Origin of the sequence: Citrobacter sp. CK189, from assembly GCF_030333505.1 — a bacterium.
GTDB classification, from domain to species: Bacteria; Pseudomonadota; Gammaproteobacteria; order Enterobacterales; family Enterobacteriaceae; genus Citrobacter_B; species Citrobacter_B koseri.
The window spans coordinates 317,718-335,947 of record NZ_JAOWFV010000032.1 but is presented as its reverse complement, the minus strand read 5'-3'; the positions used below and the strand labels follow the sequence as shown (position 1 = coordinate 335,947).

Annotated in this window: 14 protein-coding genes; 12 read left to right on the top strand and 2 right to left on the bottom strand. The window is 56.7% G+C overall.

All coding sequences use genetic code 11. The annotated features are described in order from the left end of the window. Window positions 1–14 precede the first annotated feature (14 nt). The 7 genes from OGV83_RS03015 (at window position 15) to OGV83_RS02985 (ending at window position 9,558) form a co-directional block, all read left to right on the top strand. The gene (locus OGV83_RS03015) at window positions 15–962 is read left to right on the top strand and encodes an iron-siderophore ABC transporter substrate-binding protein (RefSeq protein ID WP_115626408.1); all 948 of its coding nucleotides are present in this window, start codon (window positions 15–17) and stop codon (window positions 960–962) included. Window positions 963–964: 2 nt separating this feature from the next. Beyond that, window positions 965–1,858 (top strand): MurR/RpiR family transcriptional regulator, encoded by an 894-nt coding sequence (locus OGV83_RS03010; protein WP_286463122.1) that lies wholly within the window; start codon window positions 965–967, stop codon window positions 1,856–1,858. Between the two features lie 188 nt (window positions 1,859–2,046). After that, window positions 2,047–2,613: a TetR/AcrR family transcriptional regulator gene (locus OGV83_RS03005; RefSeq protein WP_049009383.1), complete on the top strand. Its 567-nt coding sequence runs from the start codon at window positions 2,047–2,049 to the stop codon at window positions 2,611–2,613. 160 nt (window positions 2,614–2,773) lie between these two features. Beyond that, window positions 2,774–3,895, top strand: a complete 1,122-nt coding sequence (locus tag OGV83_RS03000; protein WP_286463121.1) for an efflux RND transporter periplasmic adaptor subunit — start codon at window positions 2,774–2,776, stop codon at window positions 3,893–3,895. Further along, window positions 3,895–7,002: an efflux RND transporter permease subunit gene (locus OGV83_RS02995; RefSeq protein WP_101743918.1), complete on the top strand. Its 3,108-nt coding sequence runs from the start codon at window positions 3,895–3,897 to the stop codon at window positions 7,000–7,002. The genes OGV83_RS03000 and OGV83_RS02995 overlap by 1 nt, the downstream gene beginning before the upstream one ends. A gap of 3 nt (window positions 7,003–7,005) precedes the next feature. Then, window positions 7,006–8,370: an efflux transporter outer membrane subunit gene (locus tag OGV83_RS02990; RefSeq protein WP_012133654.1), complete on the top strand. Its 1,365-nt coding sequence runs from the start codon at window positions 7,006–7,008 to the stop codon at window positions 8,368–8,370. 18 nt (window positions 8,371–8,388) lie between these two features. Then, on the top strand, window positions 8,389–9,558 hold the full coding sequence (locus tag OGV83_RS02985) for a multidrug effflux MFS transporter (protein ID WP_115181930.1): 1,170 nt from the start codon (window positions 8,389–8,391) through the stop codon (window positions 9,556–9,558). Here the strand turns inward: OGV83_RS02985 and OGV83_RS02980 are convergent. Further along, the gene (locus OGV83_RS02980) at window positions 9,524–10,156 is read right to left on the bottom strand and encodes a LysE family transporter (RefSeq protein ID WP_283315309.1); all 633 of its coding nucleotides are present in this window, start codon (window positions 10,154–10,156) and stop codon (window positions 9,524–9,526) included. The genes OGV83_RS02985 and OGV83_RS02980 overlap by 35 nt on opposite strands. Window positions 10,157–10,354: 198 nt before the next feature. On the opposite strand from OGV83_RS02980, the gene yahO reads away from it, so the two are divergent. Continuing rightward, on the top strand, window positions 10,355–10,630 hold the full coding sequence (gene yahO, locus OGV83_RS02975; protein ID WP_286463120.1) for a DUF1471 family periplasmic protein YahO: 276 nt from the start codon (window positions 10,355–10,357) through the stop codon (window positions 10,628–10,630). Window positions 10,631–10,790: 160 nt separating this feature from the next. Here yahO and prpR read toward each other — a convergent pair whose 3' ends face one another. Then, window positions 10,791–12,377, bottom strand: coding sequence for a propionate catabolism operon regulatory protein PrpR (gene prpR / locus OGV83_RS02970; protein ID WP_012133650.1), 1,587 nt, complete (start codon window positions 12,375–12,377; stop codon window positions 10,791–10,793). 265 nt (window positions 12,378–12,642) lie between these two features. On the opposite strand from prpR, the gene prpB reads away from it, so the two are divergent. The 4 genes from prpB to prpE all read left to right on the top strand — a co-directional run bounded on the left by prpB (window position 12,643) and on the right by prpE (window position 18,224). Continuing rightward, entirely contained in the window at window positions 12,643–13,521 is an 879-nt protein-coding gene (gene prpB, locus OGV83_RS02965; protein ID WP_024130618.1) for a methylisocitrate lyase, read from the top strand. A 122-nt stretch (window positions 13,522–13,643) separates the two neighbouring features. Beyond that, the gene (gene prpC / locus OGV83_RS02960) at window positions 13,644–14,813 is read left to right on the top strand and encodes a bifunctional 2-methylcitrate synthase/citrate synthase (RefSeq protein ID WP_047458582.1); all 1,170 of its coding nucleotides are present in this window, start codon (window positions 13,644–13,646) and stop codon (window positions 14,811–14,813) included. A gap of 39 nt (window positions 14,814–14,852) precedes the next feature. Beyond that, a complete protein-coding gene (locus tag OGV83_RS02955; protein ID WP_104869023.1) occupies window positions 14,853–16,304 on the top strand; it encodes a bifunctional 2-methylcitrate dehydratase/aconitate hydratase in 1,452 nt (483 codons plus the stop codon). A 33-nt stretch (window positions 16,305–16,337) separates the two neighbouring features. Next, window positions 16,338–18,224, top strand: a complete 1,887-nt coding sequence (prpE, locus tag OGV83_RS02950; protein ID WP_286463119.1) for a propionate--CoA ligase — start codon at window positions 16,338–16,340, stop codon at window positions 18,222–18,224. Window positions 18,225–18,230 lie beyond the last annotated feature (6 nt).

Sequence of the window (18,230 nt, the reverse complement as noted above, 5' to 3'; positions counted from 1 at the left end):
TTTTAAGAGGGTGTATGCGTTTACTTTTTTCGCTGTTGCTGCTGCTGGGGGGCTCTGTACAGGCAGAGGTTGCCACCAGGCCTTTTACCGACGATCTCGGACGCGTGGTGAACGTGCCGCTGCATCCGCAGCGCATTGTGTCGCTACACGATCTTGATATCACCATTCCGCTGATTGAGCTGGGCGTTCCGCCGGTCGCCAGCCACGGCAGAACGCGTCCTGACGGCAGCCATTTCCTGCGTTCGGGCGCGCTGCTGACCGGCGTCGATTTTGATCATTCAACGATAAAGTTTATTGGTACGGCGGACATTGATATTGAAGCGATTGTCGCCGCGAAACCCGATTTGATCATCACCGAGCCGAGTCGCCATACGCCCATCGAACAACTGGAGAAAATCGCCCCGACGGTGAGCATTGATCATCTCGACGGCGGCGCGCCGGAAATTTACCGCAAGCTCGCGCAGCTTACCGGAACTCAGGCGCGACTGGCTATCCTGGAGCGTCGCTACCGGGAAGAGATTGACCGGTTGAAGCACACGGTGGATACCCAACACATTACGGTGTCAGTCATTCAGGCAAATCAGGGAAAAATCAATGCGTTGCACACCTATCATTCGTTAGGACGCGTCCTGCGCGATGCCGGGTTTTCCTTCCCGAAACTGATCGACAGCATTCCGCCGGGAGGGCGGATTGACGTGAGCGCGGAGCGTCTGCCAGAGATGGATGCGGATTTTGTTTTTGCTACCTGGCGCGGTGATACCGGTGGTAAGCCGCAGGATGAAATTGCCGCGATGGATGCCGTGTTGCCGGGCTGGTGCGAGTTTCTTACCGCTTGCCAGCGCGGGCACTACGTTTTGATCTCCCGTGAAGAGGCGATTTCGAACTCCTTTGCATCACTCAGCCTGATGGTTGCACAGGTACAGTCGCATATTGCCGGGCGCCACTTACCGGAGGGGAAATAACCATGCTGACGGCGAAGAAAGTGAAAAATCGTATTGATGTCTACGGCGATCGCTTCCGGGCGCGGGCGCATCTGCTTCCGCCGAGGATGCAGGCGGTGGCGCGTTATATCCATGAGAACCGGGAAGTGGTACTGGAATTTACGGCGATAGAAATTGCGGCCGCCACTCAAACTTCTGACGCGACGGTTGTCCGGGCGATTCAGGCATTGGGGTTTGCCGGGCTGCGCGATTTAAAACAGACCATCGAACACTGGTTTGGCCCGGGTATCACCTCGGAAGAGAAAATGACGACCACGGTGAATACGCTTTCCTGCGATGTAAATTCGAGCATTGATTTTGTTCTGCAAGGGCATCAGCGCACCTGCGACGTGCTGTCTACGCCGCAAAACCGTTACGCGATTGCGCAGGCGGTCGCACTGTTGGTGGAGGCGCGTCAGGTGGGGATATTTGGCATTGGCGCATCCGGGATCCTTGCGGACTACACGGCGCGTCTGCTCAGCCGTATTGGCTTGCCGTCGGTGGCGTTTAATCGTACCGGGATTAACCTGGCGGAACAGCTGATTGCGCTACAGCGGGGGGATGTGCTGATTATGATGGCGCAGAAATCGCCGCATCGCGAAGGGTTGACGACCATCCGCGAGGCGAAGCGATTAGGCGTGCCGGTGATTTTACTGACCAATGCGCTGGAATCACGTTTTAGCAAGGAGGCGGATGTGGTGATCAATGTGCCGCGCGGCGGTGAGAACGGGAAAATGCCGTTGCACGGTACGGTGCTGGTTTGCCTGGAAATGATTGTGTTGTCTGTCGCTTCGACAGCCCCGCAGCGTTCGATTAAGTCCGTTAAACGCATCAATGAATTGTACCGGGGAATTGGAAAGTCAGGGGCAAAGAAATAAATTTAAATATTCTCTCCATCTGATTTTCCGATTTTTTTCATTAAATCTCCATAATCTCTCCATTATTTTCCTGGCAAATAATGCAGGAAAATAATAAGCAAAAAAATCCTTTTCAATGTGCGCAGGAGACGTATAATTAGCCAAAATGAGAACGATCATTCTCACTTTTGAGGTGACGAGGAGATGCGATGAGCAGCAAGCTGGAAATCCGCCAGAAACAACGACAGGATGAGATCATCAACGCCGCGCGCCAGTGCTTTCGCGCCAGCGGATTTCACGGCGCCAGCATGTCGCAGATCGCTGCTGAAGCCCGTCTCAGCGTGGGGCAAATCTATCGCTACTTCGCCAGTAAAGATGCCATTATCGAAGAGATGATCCGCCGTATTATCGACTATCGCATCACGCAGATAGAAGATAAAACCCAGACGGAGCGTATCCCCGGAATCCTGGCCTGGCGGCAAACGCTGAGCGAGGATGATGATGCGCTGATGCTGGAGATGGCGGCTGAATCGACCCGCAATCCTCATGTTGCCGCGATGCTCGAAGAGGCGGACGCGCGGATGTTCGACAACGCCTGCGCGCACCTGAGAAAAACGTGTCCGCAACTCAGCGAAGCCCGCATCCGTTGCTGTGTTGAAGTGATTGCAACCATGATGGAAGGGGCGGTTTACCGTCGCCTGACGCCGCAAAAAAGTGACCCTGATGCGTTACAGGAGATATATCGGGATATCGTTACCATGCTTGTGAATGGCTGAATAAAGAATCTAATAATCAAAGGGAAATAAATTATTTCCCTTATTGTCGTTGTGAGAAATACCTCATGACGCGATACCGCTGTACCTGAAATAACGTTCAGTCGCCTGGTGCTACCTTGTTAATTTTAACGGGGCAGGCGTTTCTCACCCTGGAAAAAAGATGAAATACATAACAACATCAATTATCGCGCTATTGTTATTATCCGGCTGTGATAATACGCAAACCGACAATACCGCTTCTCCGTCTCAGGAAGTGGGCGTCGTGACCCTTAAAACAGAACCCGTTTCTGTGGTCAGTGAACTGACCGGACGCACCAGCGCAGCGCTCAGTGCCGAAGTTCGCCCGCAGGTGGGGGGCATTATTCAAAAACGCCTGTTTAATGAGGGCGATATCGTCAAAGCGGGGCAGGCGCTGTATCAGATCGATCCCGCCAGCTATCGCGCCGCATGGAACGAAGCGAATGCCTCGCTCAGACAGGCGCAGGCGCTGGTGAATGCCGACTGCCAGAAGGCGCAACGTTACGCGCGGCTGGTTAACGATGACGGTGTTTCCCGCCAGGATGCCGATGATGCGCAGGCTACCTGTGCTCAGGACAAAGCCAGCGTGGAGGCAAAGAAAGCCGCATTAGAAAGCGCGCGTATCAATCTGGACTGGACCACCATTACCGCCCCGGTTTCCGGGCGCATTGGTATCTCATCCGTCACGCCCGGCGCGCTGGTGACGGCTTCACAGGAGACGGCGCTGGCGACCATTCGTGGGCTCGACACCATGTATGTCGATCTTACCCGCTCCAGCGTGGATTTGCTGCGCCTGCGTAAGCAGTCTCTGGCGACCAACAGCGATACCCTGAACGTGACGCTGACGCTTGAAGATGGCACGACCTATAGCGAAAAAGGAAAGTTAGCGCTGACGGAAGTGGCGGTAGATGAGTCTACAGGCTCAGTCACGCTGCGGGCGATTTTCCCCAACCCTCAACAGCAGCTGTTACCTGGTATGTTCGTTCGTGCCCACATTGATGAAGGGATCATGAACGATGCGATCCTCGCGCCGCAGCAGGGGATCACGCGCGATGCGAAAGGCAATGCGACAGCGCTGGTGGTCACTAAAGACAATAAAGTGGCGCAGCGTACCCTGGAAACAGGCGATACCTATGGGGATAAATGGCTGGTGCTGGACGGTTTGCGTAGCGGCGACCGGTTGATCGTTGAGGGATCAAGTAAGGTCACGCCGGGTCAGCAGGTTAACGCCGTTGATGTACAACTGAACGGAGGCAAAGGCTGATGTTCTCCCGTTTCTTTGTGCGCAGACCCGTTTTCGCCTGGGTTATCGCCATTCTGATCATGCTGGCTGGTATTCTGGCGATTAAAACGCTGCCGGTTGCGCAGTATCCTGACGTGGCGCCGCCGTCGGTGAAAATCTCGGCGACCTATACCGGCGCTTCCGCCGAAACGCTGGAAAACAGCGTGACTCAGGTGATTGAACAGCAGCTTACCGGGCTGGATAACCTGCTCTATTTTACCTCGACCAGCAGTTCCGATGGTTCGGTCAGTATTGATGTCACCTTTGAACAGGGCACCGACCCTGACACCGCGCAGGTGCAGGTACAGAACAAGGTGCAGCAGGCGGAATCCCGCTTGCCGAGCGAGGTTCAACAATCCGGCGTCACGGTGGTGAAATCGCAAAGTAACTTCCTGCTGATTGCCTCCGTGTATGATAAGTCCGACCGGGCGAGCAGCTCAGATATCGCTGACTGGCTGGTGAGTAACGTACAGGACCCGCTGGCACGCGTGGAAGGGGTCGGGAGCCTACAGGTGTTTGGGGCGGAATACGCCATGCGTATCTGGCTGGACCCGGCGAAACTGGCCTCCTATTCTTTGATGCCGTCGGATGTGCAGAGCGCCATTGAAGCGCAAAACGTTCAGGTTTCCGCCGGGAAAATCGGTGCGTTACCTTCCCCTGACACACAGCAATTGACCGCTACGGTTCGCGCGCAGTCGCGCTTGCAGACGGTAGAACAATTCAAAAAGATCATTATCAAAAGCCAGTCTGACGGGGCCGTGGTACGCATCCAGGATGTGGCGCGCGTGGAGATGGGCAGTGAAGACTACACCGCCATCGCTAAACTCAACGGTCATCCGGCTGCGGGGGTTGCGGTCATGCTTGCGCCGGGGGCGAACGCGCTGGATACCGCCACGCTGGTAAAAGATAAAGTCGCTGAATTTAAACGGGATATGCCGCAGGGCTATGACGTGGCGTATCCGAAAGACAGCACTGAATTTATTAAGATCTCCGTAGAAGATGTGGTTCAGACGCTGTTTGAAGCCATCATTCTGGTGGTCTGCGTGATGTACCTGTTCTTGCAGAATCTTCGCGCCACGCTGATTCCGGCGCTGGCGGTTCCGGTCGTGCTGCTCGGTACTTTTGGCGTGCTGGCGCTGTTTGGTTACTCCATCAATACGCTGACGCTGTTTGCAATGGTGCTGGCGATAGGTCTGCTGGTCGATGACGCCATTGTGGTGGTGGAAAACGTCGAGCGTATTATGCGCGATGAAGGGCTGCCCGCGCGCGAAGCCACCGAAAAATCGATGGGGGAAATCGCTGGCGCGCTGGTGGCTATCGCTCTTGTTTTGTCTGCGGTATTCCTGCCGATGGCGTTCTTTGGCGGCTCTACCGGCGTCATTTATCGCCAGTTCTCTGTGACGATTATCTCAGCAATGCTGCTCTCGGTCGTGGTGGCGTTGACCCTGACCCCAGCCCTGTGCGGTTCGATTCTTAGCCATACCGCGCCGCATAAAAAGGGCTTCTTCGGGATATTCAACCGATTCTATAGCCGAACTGAACAGGGTTATCAGCGCGGCGTCCTGCATGTGCTGCGTCGCAGCGTCAGCGTGATGGGCGTTTATGCGCTGTTATGCGGGGCGATGGCGCTGGCGATGTGGAAGCTGCCCGGCAGCTTCTTACCGACCGAAGATCAGGGTGAAATTATGGTGCAGTACACCCTGCCCGCAGGGGCGACGGCGTCGCGAACCGCAGAGGTCAATCGTCAGGTGACAGACTGGTTTCTCAATAAAGAGAAAGCCAATACGGACGTTATTTTTACCGTCGATGGTTTTAGCTTCAGCGGCAGCGGGCAGAATGCCGGGATGGCGTTCGTTTCGCTGAAAAACTGGTCGGAGCGTAAAGGCGAAGAAAATACCGCACAGGCTATTGCGCTGCGTGCCAGTAAAGAACTGGGCGCTATTCGCGATGCGACGCTTTTTGCGATGACGCCGCCGTCGGTTGAGGGGCTGGGGCAAAGCAACGGCTTCTCTTTTGAGCTGATGGCGAATGGGGCGACCGATCGCGATACCCTGTTACAGATGCGTAATCAGCTGATCGCCCAGGCAAACCAGAGCGATATTCTGCACGCCGTGCGCGCAAATGACCTGCCGCAAATGCCGCAGCTTCAGGTGGATATCGACAGCAATAAGGCCGTCTCGCTGGGGCTTGGCTTAAGCGATGTGACCAGCACATTATCCAGCGCCTGGGGGGGAACCTATGTCAATGACTTTATCGATCGCGGCCGCGTGAAGAAGGTCTACATTCAGGGCGACAGCGAGTTCCGTTCTTCGCCTGCGGATCTGGGCAAATGGTTCGTGCGCGGCAGCGATAACAGCATGACGCCCTTTTCCGCCTTCGCCACTACCCGTTGGGAGTACGGCCCGGAAAGTCTGGTGCGCTACAACGGCTCTGCCGCCTATGAGATTCAGGGAGAAAACGCCAGCGGTTTCAGCTCCGGCGCCGCGATGGACAAAATGGAAGCGCTGGCAAACAGCTTGCCTGCTGGCACCACATGGGCGTGGAGCGGGTTGTCATTGCAGGAAAAGCTGGCCAGCGGTCAGGCTATGAGCTTGTACGCCATCTCTATTCTGGTGGTTTTCCTCTGCCTGGCGGCGCTGTATGAAAGCTGGTCGGTACCGTTTTCGGTGATTCTGGTCATCCCTCTGGGGCTGTTAGGCGCAGCGCTGGCGGCCTGGATGCGTGATTTAAATAATGATGTTTACTTCCAGGTCGCGCTGCTGACCACCATCGGCCTGTCGTCGAAAAACGCCATTCTGATCGTCGAATTTGCCGAAGCTGCGGTTGCGGAAGGCTATTCCCTGAGCCGGGCTGCGCTGCGAGCGGCGCAGACCCGTTTGCGCCCAATCATTATGACCTCTCTGGCCTTTATTGCCGGGGTTACGCCGCTGGCTATCGCCACAGGGGCCGGGGCGAACAGCCGTGTGGCGATCGGGACCGGAATCATCGGTGGGACATTAACCGCCACGCTGTTGGCTATCTTCTTTGTCCCGCTGTTCTTCGTGCTGGTTAAGCATCTGTTTACCCGCAAGTCCCGTCGTCAGGAGTAAGTTATGTTGCGTATTTTTCTCTTTGTTTTCGCTCTCCTGAGCGCAGGGTGTGTGTCGCTTGATCCGCACTACAGCACGCCCGATGCGCCGGTTCCGGCAAGTTTACCGGGCGCGCAGGGGCAGGGGAACGCTGTCAGCCGCGACTGGCAGCAGATTGTTAACGACGCGCGGCTGCAACAGGTGGTGAACACCGCCCTTAACAGTAACCGTGATGTACAAAAGGCGATTGCTGATATCGACTCCGCACGGGCGTTGTATGGCGAAGCGCGTGCCTCGTTGTTCCCGACGGTGAATGCTTCACTCAGTTCTACACGCAGCCGTACGCTGGCGAACGGAACCGGAACGAGTGCTGAAGCCGATGGCGCGGTGTCCAGCTTTGAGCTGGATCTGTTTGGCCGCAATCAGAGCCTGTCGCGGGCGGCGCGAGAAACCTGGCTTGCCAGCGAATTTACCGCGCAGAACACCCGTTTGACGTTAATTGCCGAGATCAGCACCGCGTGGCTGACCCTGGCGGCAGATAACAGCAATCTGGCGCTGGCCAGGGAGACGATGGCCAGTGCGGAAAACTCGCTGAAAATTGTTCAACGTCAGCAGCAGGTCGGGACAGCCGCCGCAACGGATGTCAGTGAAGCGATGAGCGTTTACCAGCAGGCGCGCGCCAGCGTAGCCAGCTATCAGACTCAGGTGGCGCAGGATATCAACGCCCTGAACCTGCTGGCGGGCACAACGCTGCCGGAAAGCGTGCTGCCCGGTACGCTGGAAAGCCTTGATGCGCAGGTGATTACGCTGGTGCCCGCTGGCGTCTCTTCTTCCGTGCTGTTGCGTCGGCCGGATATTCAGGAAGCGGAACATAACCTGAAAAGCGCCAATGCCGATATTGGCGCGGCGCGAGCGAATTTCTTCCCGACCATCTCCCTGACGGCAAGCGCCGGTGTTGGCAGCGATGCGCTCTCGTCCTTGTTCAGTCATGGCATGAAGGTGTGGTCGTTTGCGCCTTCCATTACGCTGCCGCTGTTTACTGGCGGCAGCAACCTGGCGCAGCTCCGCTATGCCGAAGCGCAAAAACGGGGACTCATTGCTACCTATGAAAAAACGGTGCAAAGCGCGTTCAAAGATGTGGCTGATGCGCTTGCCCGGCGTGCGACGCTGGATGAACAGCTGGATGCCCAGCGCCAGTATGTCGCCGCAGAACAAAAAACGCTGGATGTCGGGATGCGTCGTTATCGCGCCGGGGTCGGGGATTATCTGACCGTACTGACGGCGCAACGCACGCTGTGGTCGGCGCAGCAGACGCTTATCGCCCTGCAACTGACGGACAATGAAAACCGCATAACGCTCTGGCAGTCGCTCGGCGGCGGGGCCCGGTAATCAGAGGGAGGTGTTTTTATGGCGCGTGTGTCGCTTTCGTGGGTGCTGATCCTCGGTTTGTTAACCGGGATCGGGCCGCTGTGTACCGATCTTTATCTGCCCGCTCTGCCGGAGATGTCCGAACAGCTGGCAACGACGACCACCCTGACGCAACTGACGCTGACGTCTTCGCTGATCGGCCTTGGGCTTGGGCAACTGCTGTTTGGCCCGCTCAGCGACCGGATTGGTCGTAAGGTTCCGTTGATCCTGTCGCTGTTGCTGTTTATTGCCTCTTCGGTACTGTGCGCGACAACTCAGGATATTCACTGGCTGATCGTCTGGCGTTTTGTGCAGGGCGCGGCGGGGGCCGGTGGTTCGGTGCTCTCGCGCTCTATTGCGCGGGACAAATATCAGGGCGTGACCCTGACCCAGTTCTTCGCGCTGCTCATGACGGTGAACGGCATCGCCCCGGTGCTTTCTCCGGTTCTGGGCGGCTACATTGCCACCGCGTTTGACTGGCGTATGTTGTTTTGGGTAATGGCGGGGATTGCGACACTGCTTTTGCTCTGCTGCATCCTGTTTATCAGTGAGACGCTGCCGCAGCGAACGCGCGGCGCATCGTTATTTTCGACCGGGCGCAGCGTGGTGAAAAATCGTCTCTTTATGCGCTTCTGCCTGATGCAGGCCTTCATGCTGGCGGGGTTGTTTGCTTATATCGGCTCTTCGTCATTTGTGCTGCAAAGCGAGTATGGCTTAAGCCCGATGCAGTTCAGCCTGCTGTTTGGTCTTAATGGGATCGGGCTGATCGTCGCCTCGCTGATTTTTTCCCGTCTTGCGCGTCGAATCACGGCAATGACGCTGCTGCGCGGCGGCTTGCTGTTGGCCGTCATCTGCGCGTTAATCACCTTGCTCTGCGCCTGGCTACAGCAGCCGGTTCTGGCGCTGGTGGCGCTCTTTTTTACCGTCGCCTTTTGCAGCGGAATTGGCACCGTGGCGGGCGCAGAGGCGATGAGCGTGGTGGACGTTCAGGAGTCAGGAACCGCCTCCGCGTTGATGGGGATGAGCATGTTTGTTTTCGGTGGCATCGCCGCGCCGTTGTCGGGGCTGGGCGGCGAAACCATGCTGAAAATGAGTCTGGCGGTGGCGCTCTGTTATGTGGCCGCTCTGCTACTGGCTAGCGGTGGTTCACGCCTTCGTAAATCAGCCTGAGGGCGAACACGCCGATGATCGCGCCAATCACCCTGCTGGCAATGCGCTGAATCCGCCCGTAAGCGCGGCGTACCGCCGGTAGGGAAAAGGCCTGGCTCAGGAAGATGCGCCAGATGACGGAAGAGAGCACGATGCCGGCCCAGGCCATCAGTCTTGCCCATGTCGGGGTTTCCGTGCTGAGCGTGACCGAGAAAATACTGATGAAAAACAGCACCGTCTGCGGATTTGACAGATCGGTTAACAGTCCCCGGCGGAAGAATACGCTCCAGGGGGCGGAAATGGGCTGTTGCAGAGTCGGCATTTGCGGGGTGGCCTGATGGCGGATGCTGTTCCAGGCAAACCATAACAAATATGCGCCGCCGACGATTTTGATCAGTGAGAAAATTTCTTCGCACTGGGTAATCAGGGTCGCCATGCCAAACAGTCCCAGCCCGGAATAAATCGCATCGCCAAGCGCCACGCCCAGCCCTGTTAATACACCGGCCCGACGCCCGGAGGCGAGGCTGGTTTGTACCACCACAAAGAGGTTTGCGCCGGGGTTAAAGAAGGTTAAGACGAACAGGCTGACGGTCAGGACAACCGCGTGCAGAGGTTCCATAGTGAGATTTCCAGGGCCTGATAGTTAACGCCATACTATTTATAGTAAAAGTGCAGGGGTGAGAGAAAGATCACAAATTATGATACATCCGGCTGACTGGATTTTTCCGCTAATCTCAACTAGTTATTTAATCACTCAGAACAGAGCATCCGTTCCGAGAAGGCGATGATAGCGTAATAACACAACCGGAGCTTTTATATGAAGACAGGATATAAAGTATTGATTGGTGCGTTAGCGTTTGTCGTAACCAACGTCTATGCCGCGGAGCTGTTGACAAAGGTCGAGTTTGAGAAAGTGGAGTCGCAATACACGAAGATAGGCACCATTAATACCAGCAACGAGACGTCAACTATGCAGGCAAAAGAGGATCTGCTTAAAAAGGCCGATGAAAAAGGGGCTGATGTGGTCGTACTGACCTCCGGGCAAACCGATAATAAAATTCATGGTACTGCGGATATCTACAAGAAAAAATAAGCTGTCATTGTGCCGGATGGCGACGTAAAACGTCTTATCCGGCCTACGGTTCAGTGCTGCTCGTAGCTCGTAGGCCGGATAAGCGTTAGCGCCATCCGGCGATAAGTTCTCACTCTGCTCGTAGGCCGGATAAGCGTCAGCGCCATCCGGCGATAAACCTTCACTCTTTTAATCGTCGCCAGAATGTCGTCCGGCTAATACCCAGATATCGCGCCGCCGCGGTTTTATCGCCGTTAAACTGCGCCAGAACCTGCTGCGGCGTAAGCGCTGATGGCGCTTCGGGAATCGTCGCCAGCTCGGGTAAAAACTGCTGTAAAAACTGGCTATCCAGACTGGGCTGCGGCTCGACGCTTAAAAAAAGCGCCAGGCGCTCCATCATATTACGCAGCTCGCGAATATTGCCGGGCCAGGCATAGCGCAGAAGAATGGTCTGGCTTTGCGCCAGCCCCTCGCGCACCGATTCGCCAAACGGCGCGTCTAATGCAGCCAGGGACTGTTTCAAAAATCCCTCTGCCAGCGGCACGATATCTGACGGGCGCTCCCGAAGGGGCGGAAGCGTCAGGCGCAGAATGCTGAGACGATAAAACAGATCGGTGCGAAATTGCCCCTGCTTTATCGCCTGTTCCAGATTGCAGTGCGTGGCGCTGATAACCCGTACATCCACCGGGACAGGCTGATGCCCGCCAACGCGCGTCACCTCTTTCTCTTCCAGTACGCGCAGCAGGCGGGTCTGTAAGGGCAGGGGCATTTCCCCGATCTCATCCAGAAACAGCGTCCCGCCGTGGGCGATTTCAAACAGACCGGCGCGTCCGCCGCGTCGGGAACCGGTAAATGCCCCCTCCTCATAACCGAATAACTCTGCTTCAAGCAGCGATTCGGTAATTGCGCCGCAGTTAATGGCCACAAACGGAGGCGTTTTTTTACCGCTGCGCTGGCCCCGACGGGCAAAAAACTCGCGGTGAATCGCCTGCGCCGCCAGCTCTTTACCGGTGCCGGTCTCACCCTGAATCAACACCGCCGCGCTGGAGCGGGCGTACAGCATGATCGTATGGCGAACCTGCTCCATTTGCGCGGAATGGCCGCGCATATCTCCCAGATCGTAGCGGGTGCGCAGCCCGTTGCCGGAGGCATATTGGCCGCCATGTTGCAGCGTCAGCCGGGTCATATCCAGCGCATCGCTAAACGCCTGACGCACGGTGGCCGCAGAATAGATAAAAATGCCGGTCATCCCGGCTTCTTCCGCCAGATCGGTAATTAGCCCTGCGCCGACTACCGCCTCAATGCCGTTGGCTTTCAGTTCATTAATTTGCCCACGGGCATCCTCTTCGGTGATGTAGCTGCGCTGTTCCAGACGCAAATTAAACGTTTTTTGAAAGGCGATCAGCGCGGGGATCGTCTCCTGGTAGGTGATAACGCCAATGGACGAAGTCAGTTTTCCGGCTTTCGCCAGCGCCTGGAGCACGTCGAATCCGCTGGGTTTTATCAGGATCACCGGTATGGAGAGGCGGCTTTTTAAATAAGCGCCGTTGGAACCCGCCGCGATAATGGCGTCACAGCGCTCGGTCGCCAGTTTTTTACGGATATAGTTCACCGCTTTTTCAAACCCAAGCTGGATGGGGGTGATGGTCGCCAGATGGTCGAACTCCAGGCTGATGTCGCGAAACAGCTCGAACAGACGCGTTACCGAGACCGTCCAGATCACCGGCTTGTCATGATTATCGCGAGCGGGAAGGTGCGTGTCAGCCATAGCAGTTGATGTTGTATTGAGGGACCGAGATTTTGTTTTAGTCGTGTTTCATAAATGTTGCAATGAAACAGCGCGAACCGTTTCATGAAACGTTAGCTGACACGCTTTTGTCCTGATGAAAGGTATGGTTAAGTTTGTATTTTTTGTTATTTGTTTGAATTATAAGAAAAAACAAAATTCTCTCTTTTTCAGCGACCGCTCTGGCATTCCCTTTGCTTTATGTGAATCAACATTAAATAACAAGTTGATAACAAGAGGACGGGATATGTCTCTACACTCTCCGGGCCAGGCGTTTCGCGCTGCGCTCACCAAAGAAAACCCCTTACAGATCGTCGGCGCCATCAATGCCAATCACGCATTGCTGGCCCAGCGCGCAGGCTATCAGGCGATTTACCTTTCCGGCGGCGGCGTGGCGGCGGGATCGCTGGGTCTGCCGGATCTGGGGATCTCCACGCTGGATGATGTGTTGACCGACATCCGCCGTATTACCGACGTTTGCCCGCTGCCGCTGCTGGTGGATGCCGACATCGGCTTTGGTTCCTCCGCCTTTAACGTGGCGCGTACGGTGAAGTCGATGATCAAAGCCGGCGCCGCTGCGCTGCATATCGAAGATCAGATCGGCGCGAAACGCTGCGGCCATCGCCCGAATAAGGCGATCGTGTCCAAAGAGGAGATGGTGGACAGGATTCGTGCGGCGGTGGATGCGCGTACCGATCCTGACTTCGTGATCATGGCGCGTACCGATGCGCTGGCGGTGGAAGGACTAGAGGCGGCGATCGATCGCGCGCGGGCTTATGTGGAAGCGGGGGCCGACATGCTGTTCCCGGAAGCGATTACTGAGCTGTCAATGTATCGCCAGTTCGCCGATGCCGTACCGGTGCCGATCCTGGCGAATATCACGGAGTTTGGCGCGACGCCGCTGTTTACCACCGACGAACTGCGCAGCGCTAACGTGGCGATGGCGCTCTACCCGCTGTCGGCATTTCGCGCCATGAATCGCGCTGCCGAGCGTGTCTATAACGTGCTGCGCCAGGAAGGCACGCAAAAAAACGTTATCGACATCATGCAGACCCGCAACGAGCTGTACGAAAGCATCAATTATTACCAGTACGAAGAGAAGCTGGATGCGCTGAACCTGAAGTAGACCCGTAGGCCGGATAAACGAAGTGCCATCCGGCAATGCCTGATGGCGGCTGCGCCTTATCAGGCCTACGGCGGCGAAACGTACACCCTCAATACCCTACATATAACAATGACGAGGACAACATGAGCGATACGACGATCCTGCAAAACAACACCCATGTCATTAAGCCCAAGAAATCTGTCGCATTATCGGGCGTTCCGGCCGGAAATACCGCGTTGTGTACCGTGGGAAAAAGCGGCAACGACTTACACTATCGCGGGTACGATATTCTCGATCTCGCGGAGCATTGTGAATTTGAAGAAGTCGCGCATCTGTTAATTCACGGCAAATTGCCCAATAGTGACGAACTCCATGCCTATAAAAATAAGCTGAAAGCATTGCGTGGATTACCGGCCAATGTACGCACCGTGCTGGAAGCATTGCCTGCGGCGTCGCACCCGATGGACGTCATGCGCACCGGCGTGTCGGCTCTCGGCTGTACGCTGCCGGAAAAAGAGGGGCATACCGTTTCCGGCGCGCGCGATATCGCCGACAAACTGCTGGCCTCGCTCAGTTCCATCCTGCTCTACTGGTATCACTACAGCCATAACGGCGAACGTATTCAGCCGGAAACTGACGACGACTCCGTCGGTAGCCATTTCCTGCATCTGCTGCACGGCGAGAAGCCGTCGCAAAGCTGGGAAAAGGCGATGCACATCTCGCTGGTGCTGTATGCCGAGCATGAATTCAACGCGTCCACTTTCACCAGCCGGGTGATTGCAGGGACGGGCTCCGATGTCTACTCCGCCATCATCGGCGCGATTGGCGCGCTGCGCGGCCCGAAGCACGGCGGGGCGAATGAGGTATCGCTGGAAATTCAGCAGCGCTACGAAACGCCGGAGGAAGCCGAGGCGGATATCCGCAAACGCATTGAAAATAAAGAGGTGATCATTGGTTTTGGCCATCCGGTCTACACCATTGCCGATCCGCGCCATCAGGTGATCAAACGCGTGGCGAAACAGCTTTCGGAGGCCGGTGGTTCGCTGAAGATGTACAACATCGCCGACCGTCTGGAAAACGTGATGTGGGAATCGAAAAAGATGTTCCCCAACCTCGACTGGTTCTCGGCGGTCTCCTACAACATGATGGGCGTCCCCACCGAAATGTTCACCCCGCTGTTTGTGATCGCCCGCGTCACCGGCTGGGCGGCGCACATCATCGAACAGCGTCAGGACAACAAAATTATCCGACCTTCCGCCAATTATACCGGCCCGGAAGATCGCGAATTTATTCCGCTGGATCAGCGCCAATAACTTTATTTCTCTAACGATAAAACGCAGGAAATGTACCCTATGTCCGCACAAATAATGAACATTCGCCCGGAATTTGACCGTGAAATCGTGGATATCGTCGATTACGTCATGAACTACGACATCACCTCTAAAGTGGCCTGGGACACCGCCCACTACTGCTTGCTCGACACGCTGGGCTGCGGTCTGGAAGCGCTGGAATATCCGGCCTGTAAAAAACTGCTGGGGCCGATCGTTCCGGGCACCGTCGTGCCAAACGGCGTACGCGTACCGGGCACCCAGTTTCAGCTCGATCCGGTGCAGGCGGCGTTTAATATCGGCGCGATGATCCGCTGGCTCGACTTCAACGATACCTGGCTGGCGGCAGAGTGGGGCCACCCCTCTGATAACCTCGGCGGGATTCTGGCAACCGCGGACTGGCTGTCGCGTAATGCGGTTGCCGCAGGCAAAGCGCCGCTGACCATGAAGCAGGTGCTGGCCGGGATGATCAAAGCCCATGAGATTCAGGGCTGCATCGCGCTGGAAAACTCCTTCAACCGTGTCGGCCTGGATCACGTACTGCTGGTCAAAGTGGCTTCGACAGCGGTTGTCGCCGAAATGCTGGGGCTGACGCGTGATGAGATCCTCAACGCGGTGTCGCTGGCGTGGGTGGATGGTCAGTCGCTGCGTACCTATCGCCATGCGCCAAACACCGGAACACGTAAGTCCTGGGCGGCGGGCGATGCCACCTCCCGTGCGGTGCGTCTGGCGCTGATGGCAAAAACCGGTGAGATGGGCTATCCGTCGGCGCTGACGGCGAAAACCTGGGGCTTTTATGATGTCTCTTTCAACGGCGGGGCGTTCCGCTTCCAGCGTCCGTATGGTTCTTACGTCATGGAAAACGTGCTGTTCAAAATCTCCTTCCCGGCGGAGTTCCACTCGCAGACGGCGGTTGAAGCCGCCATGACCCTTTTTGAACAGATGCAGGCGGCGGGCAAAACGGCGGCGGATATTGAGAAAGTGACGATTCGCACCCATGAAGCCTGCATTCGCATCATCGATAAAAAAGGGCCGTTGAATAACCCGGCCGACCGCGACCACTGCATTCAGTACATGGTGGCGATCCCGCTACTGTTCGGGCGCTTAACGGCGGCGGATTATGAGGACGGCGTAGCGCAGGACAAACGCATTGACGCCCTGCGCGAGAAGATAACCTGCTTTGAAGACCCGGCGTTTACCGCCGACTACCACGACCCGGAAAAACGCGCCATCGCCAACGCTATCACCCTTGAATTTACCGATGGTTCACAGTTTGCCGAGGTGGTCGTAGAGTACCCGATTGGCCACGCTCGCCGCCGTACCGACGGCATTCCGAAGCTTATCGATAAATTCAAAATCAACCTGGCGCGTCAGTTCCCGACTCGTCAGCAGCAGCGCATTCTGGATGTCTCCCTGGACAGAACTCGCCTGGAGCAGATGCCGGTCAATGAATACCTCGACTTATTTGTCATCTGAGCCAACAGGCAGTAAGTTCAACAGGAGAGCTTCATGTCTTTTAGCGAGTTTTATCAGCGTTCCATTACGCAGCCGGCGTCGTTCTGGGCCGAGCAGGCCCGACGTATCGACTGGCAGCAGCCGTTTACCCAAACGCTGGATCACAGCCATCCGCCGTTTGCCCGCTGGTTTTGCGGCGGAACCACTAATTTGTGCCATAACGCTATCGACCGCTGGCTGGACAAGCAGCCGGATGCGCTGGCGCTGATTGCCGTCTCCTCTGAAACGGAAGAGGAGCGCACGTTTACCTTCAGCCAGTTGTATGACGAAGTGAACGTGGTGGCGTCGATGCTTTTGTCGCTGGGCGTGCAGCGCGGCGACCGGGTGCTGGTTTACATGCCGATGATTGCCGAGGCGCACATTACGCTGCTGGCCTGCGCGCGGATTGGCGCGATTCATTCGGTGGTGTTCGGCGGTTTTGCCTCGCACAGCGTAGCGGCGCGAATCGACGACGCTAAGCCGGTGCTGATTGTCTCGGCAGACGCCGGGGCGCGCGGCGGTAAGATTCTGCCGTATAAAAAGCTGCTGGATGATGCCATCGCGCAGGCGCAGCATCAGCCGCGCCACGTTTTGCTGGTGGATCGCGGGCTGGCGAAAATGGCGCGAGTACCGGCGCGCGATCTCGATTTTGCGTCGCTGCGTCAGCAGCATCTCGGGGCGCGGGTGCCGGTGGCCTGGCTGGAATCCAATGAGATCTCCTGCATTCTTTATACCTCCGGCACGACCGGAAAACCGAAAGGCGTACAGCGCGACGTCGGCGGCTATGCGGTGGCGCTGGCAACCTCGATGGACACTATCTTCGGCGGCAAAGCGGGCGGCGTGTTCTTTTGCGCGTCGGATATCGGCTGGGTTGTGGGGCACTCCTATATTGTCTACGCGCCGTTGCTGGCAGGCATGGCAACCATCGTTTATGAAGGGTTGCCGACGTACCCGGACTGCGGCGTCTGGTGGAAGATCGTAGAGAAATACCGCGTCAGCCGGATGTTCTCTGCGCCAACCGCCATCCGCGTGTTGAAAAAGTTCCCGACGGCGCAGATCCGCAATCACGATCTCTCCTCGCTGGAGGTGATCTATCTGGCCGGTGAGCCGCTGGATGAGCCGACGGCCGCCTGGGTGACGGAGACGCTGGATGTGCCGGTTATCGACAACTACTGGCAGACCGAGTCCGGCTGGCCGATTATGGCGATCGCCCGCGCGCTGGACGACCGGCCTTCACGGCTGGGCAGCCCTGGCGTACCGATGTACGGCTATAACGTGCAGTTGCTCAACGAGGTCACTGGCGAACCTTGCGAGGTGAACGAGAAAGGGATGCTGGTCATTGAGGGGCCGCTGCCGCCTGGCTGCGTTCAGACTATCTGGGGGGACGATGCGCGTTTTGTGAATACCTACTGGTCGCTGTTCTCACGTCAGGTGTACGCCACTTTCGACTGGGGGATTCGCGACGCGGACGGCTATTATTTCATCCTCGGGCGCACCGATGATGTGATCAACGTCGCCGGGCACCGTCTGGGCACGCGCGAGATCGAGGAAAGCATTTCCAGTTACCCGAACGTAGCGGAAGTGGCGGTGGTGGGGGTGAAAGATGCGCTGAAGGGACAGGTGGCGGTAGCGTTTGTGATCCCGAAACAGAGCGACACGCTAGAGGACAGGGACGTGGCGCAAACGGAAGAGAAGGCGATTATGTCGCTGGTGGACAGTCAGATCGGTAATTTTGGCCGCCCGGCGCACGTCTGGTTTGTTTCACAGTTGCCGAAAACACGTTCTGGCAAAATGCTGCGTCGTACGATCCAGGCGATTTGCGAAGGCCGCGATCCGGGCGATTTGTCCACGCTTGACGATCCCGCTTCATTGCAACAAATCCGTCAGGTGATTGAGGAGTAACCGAGG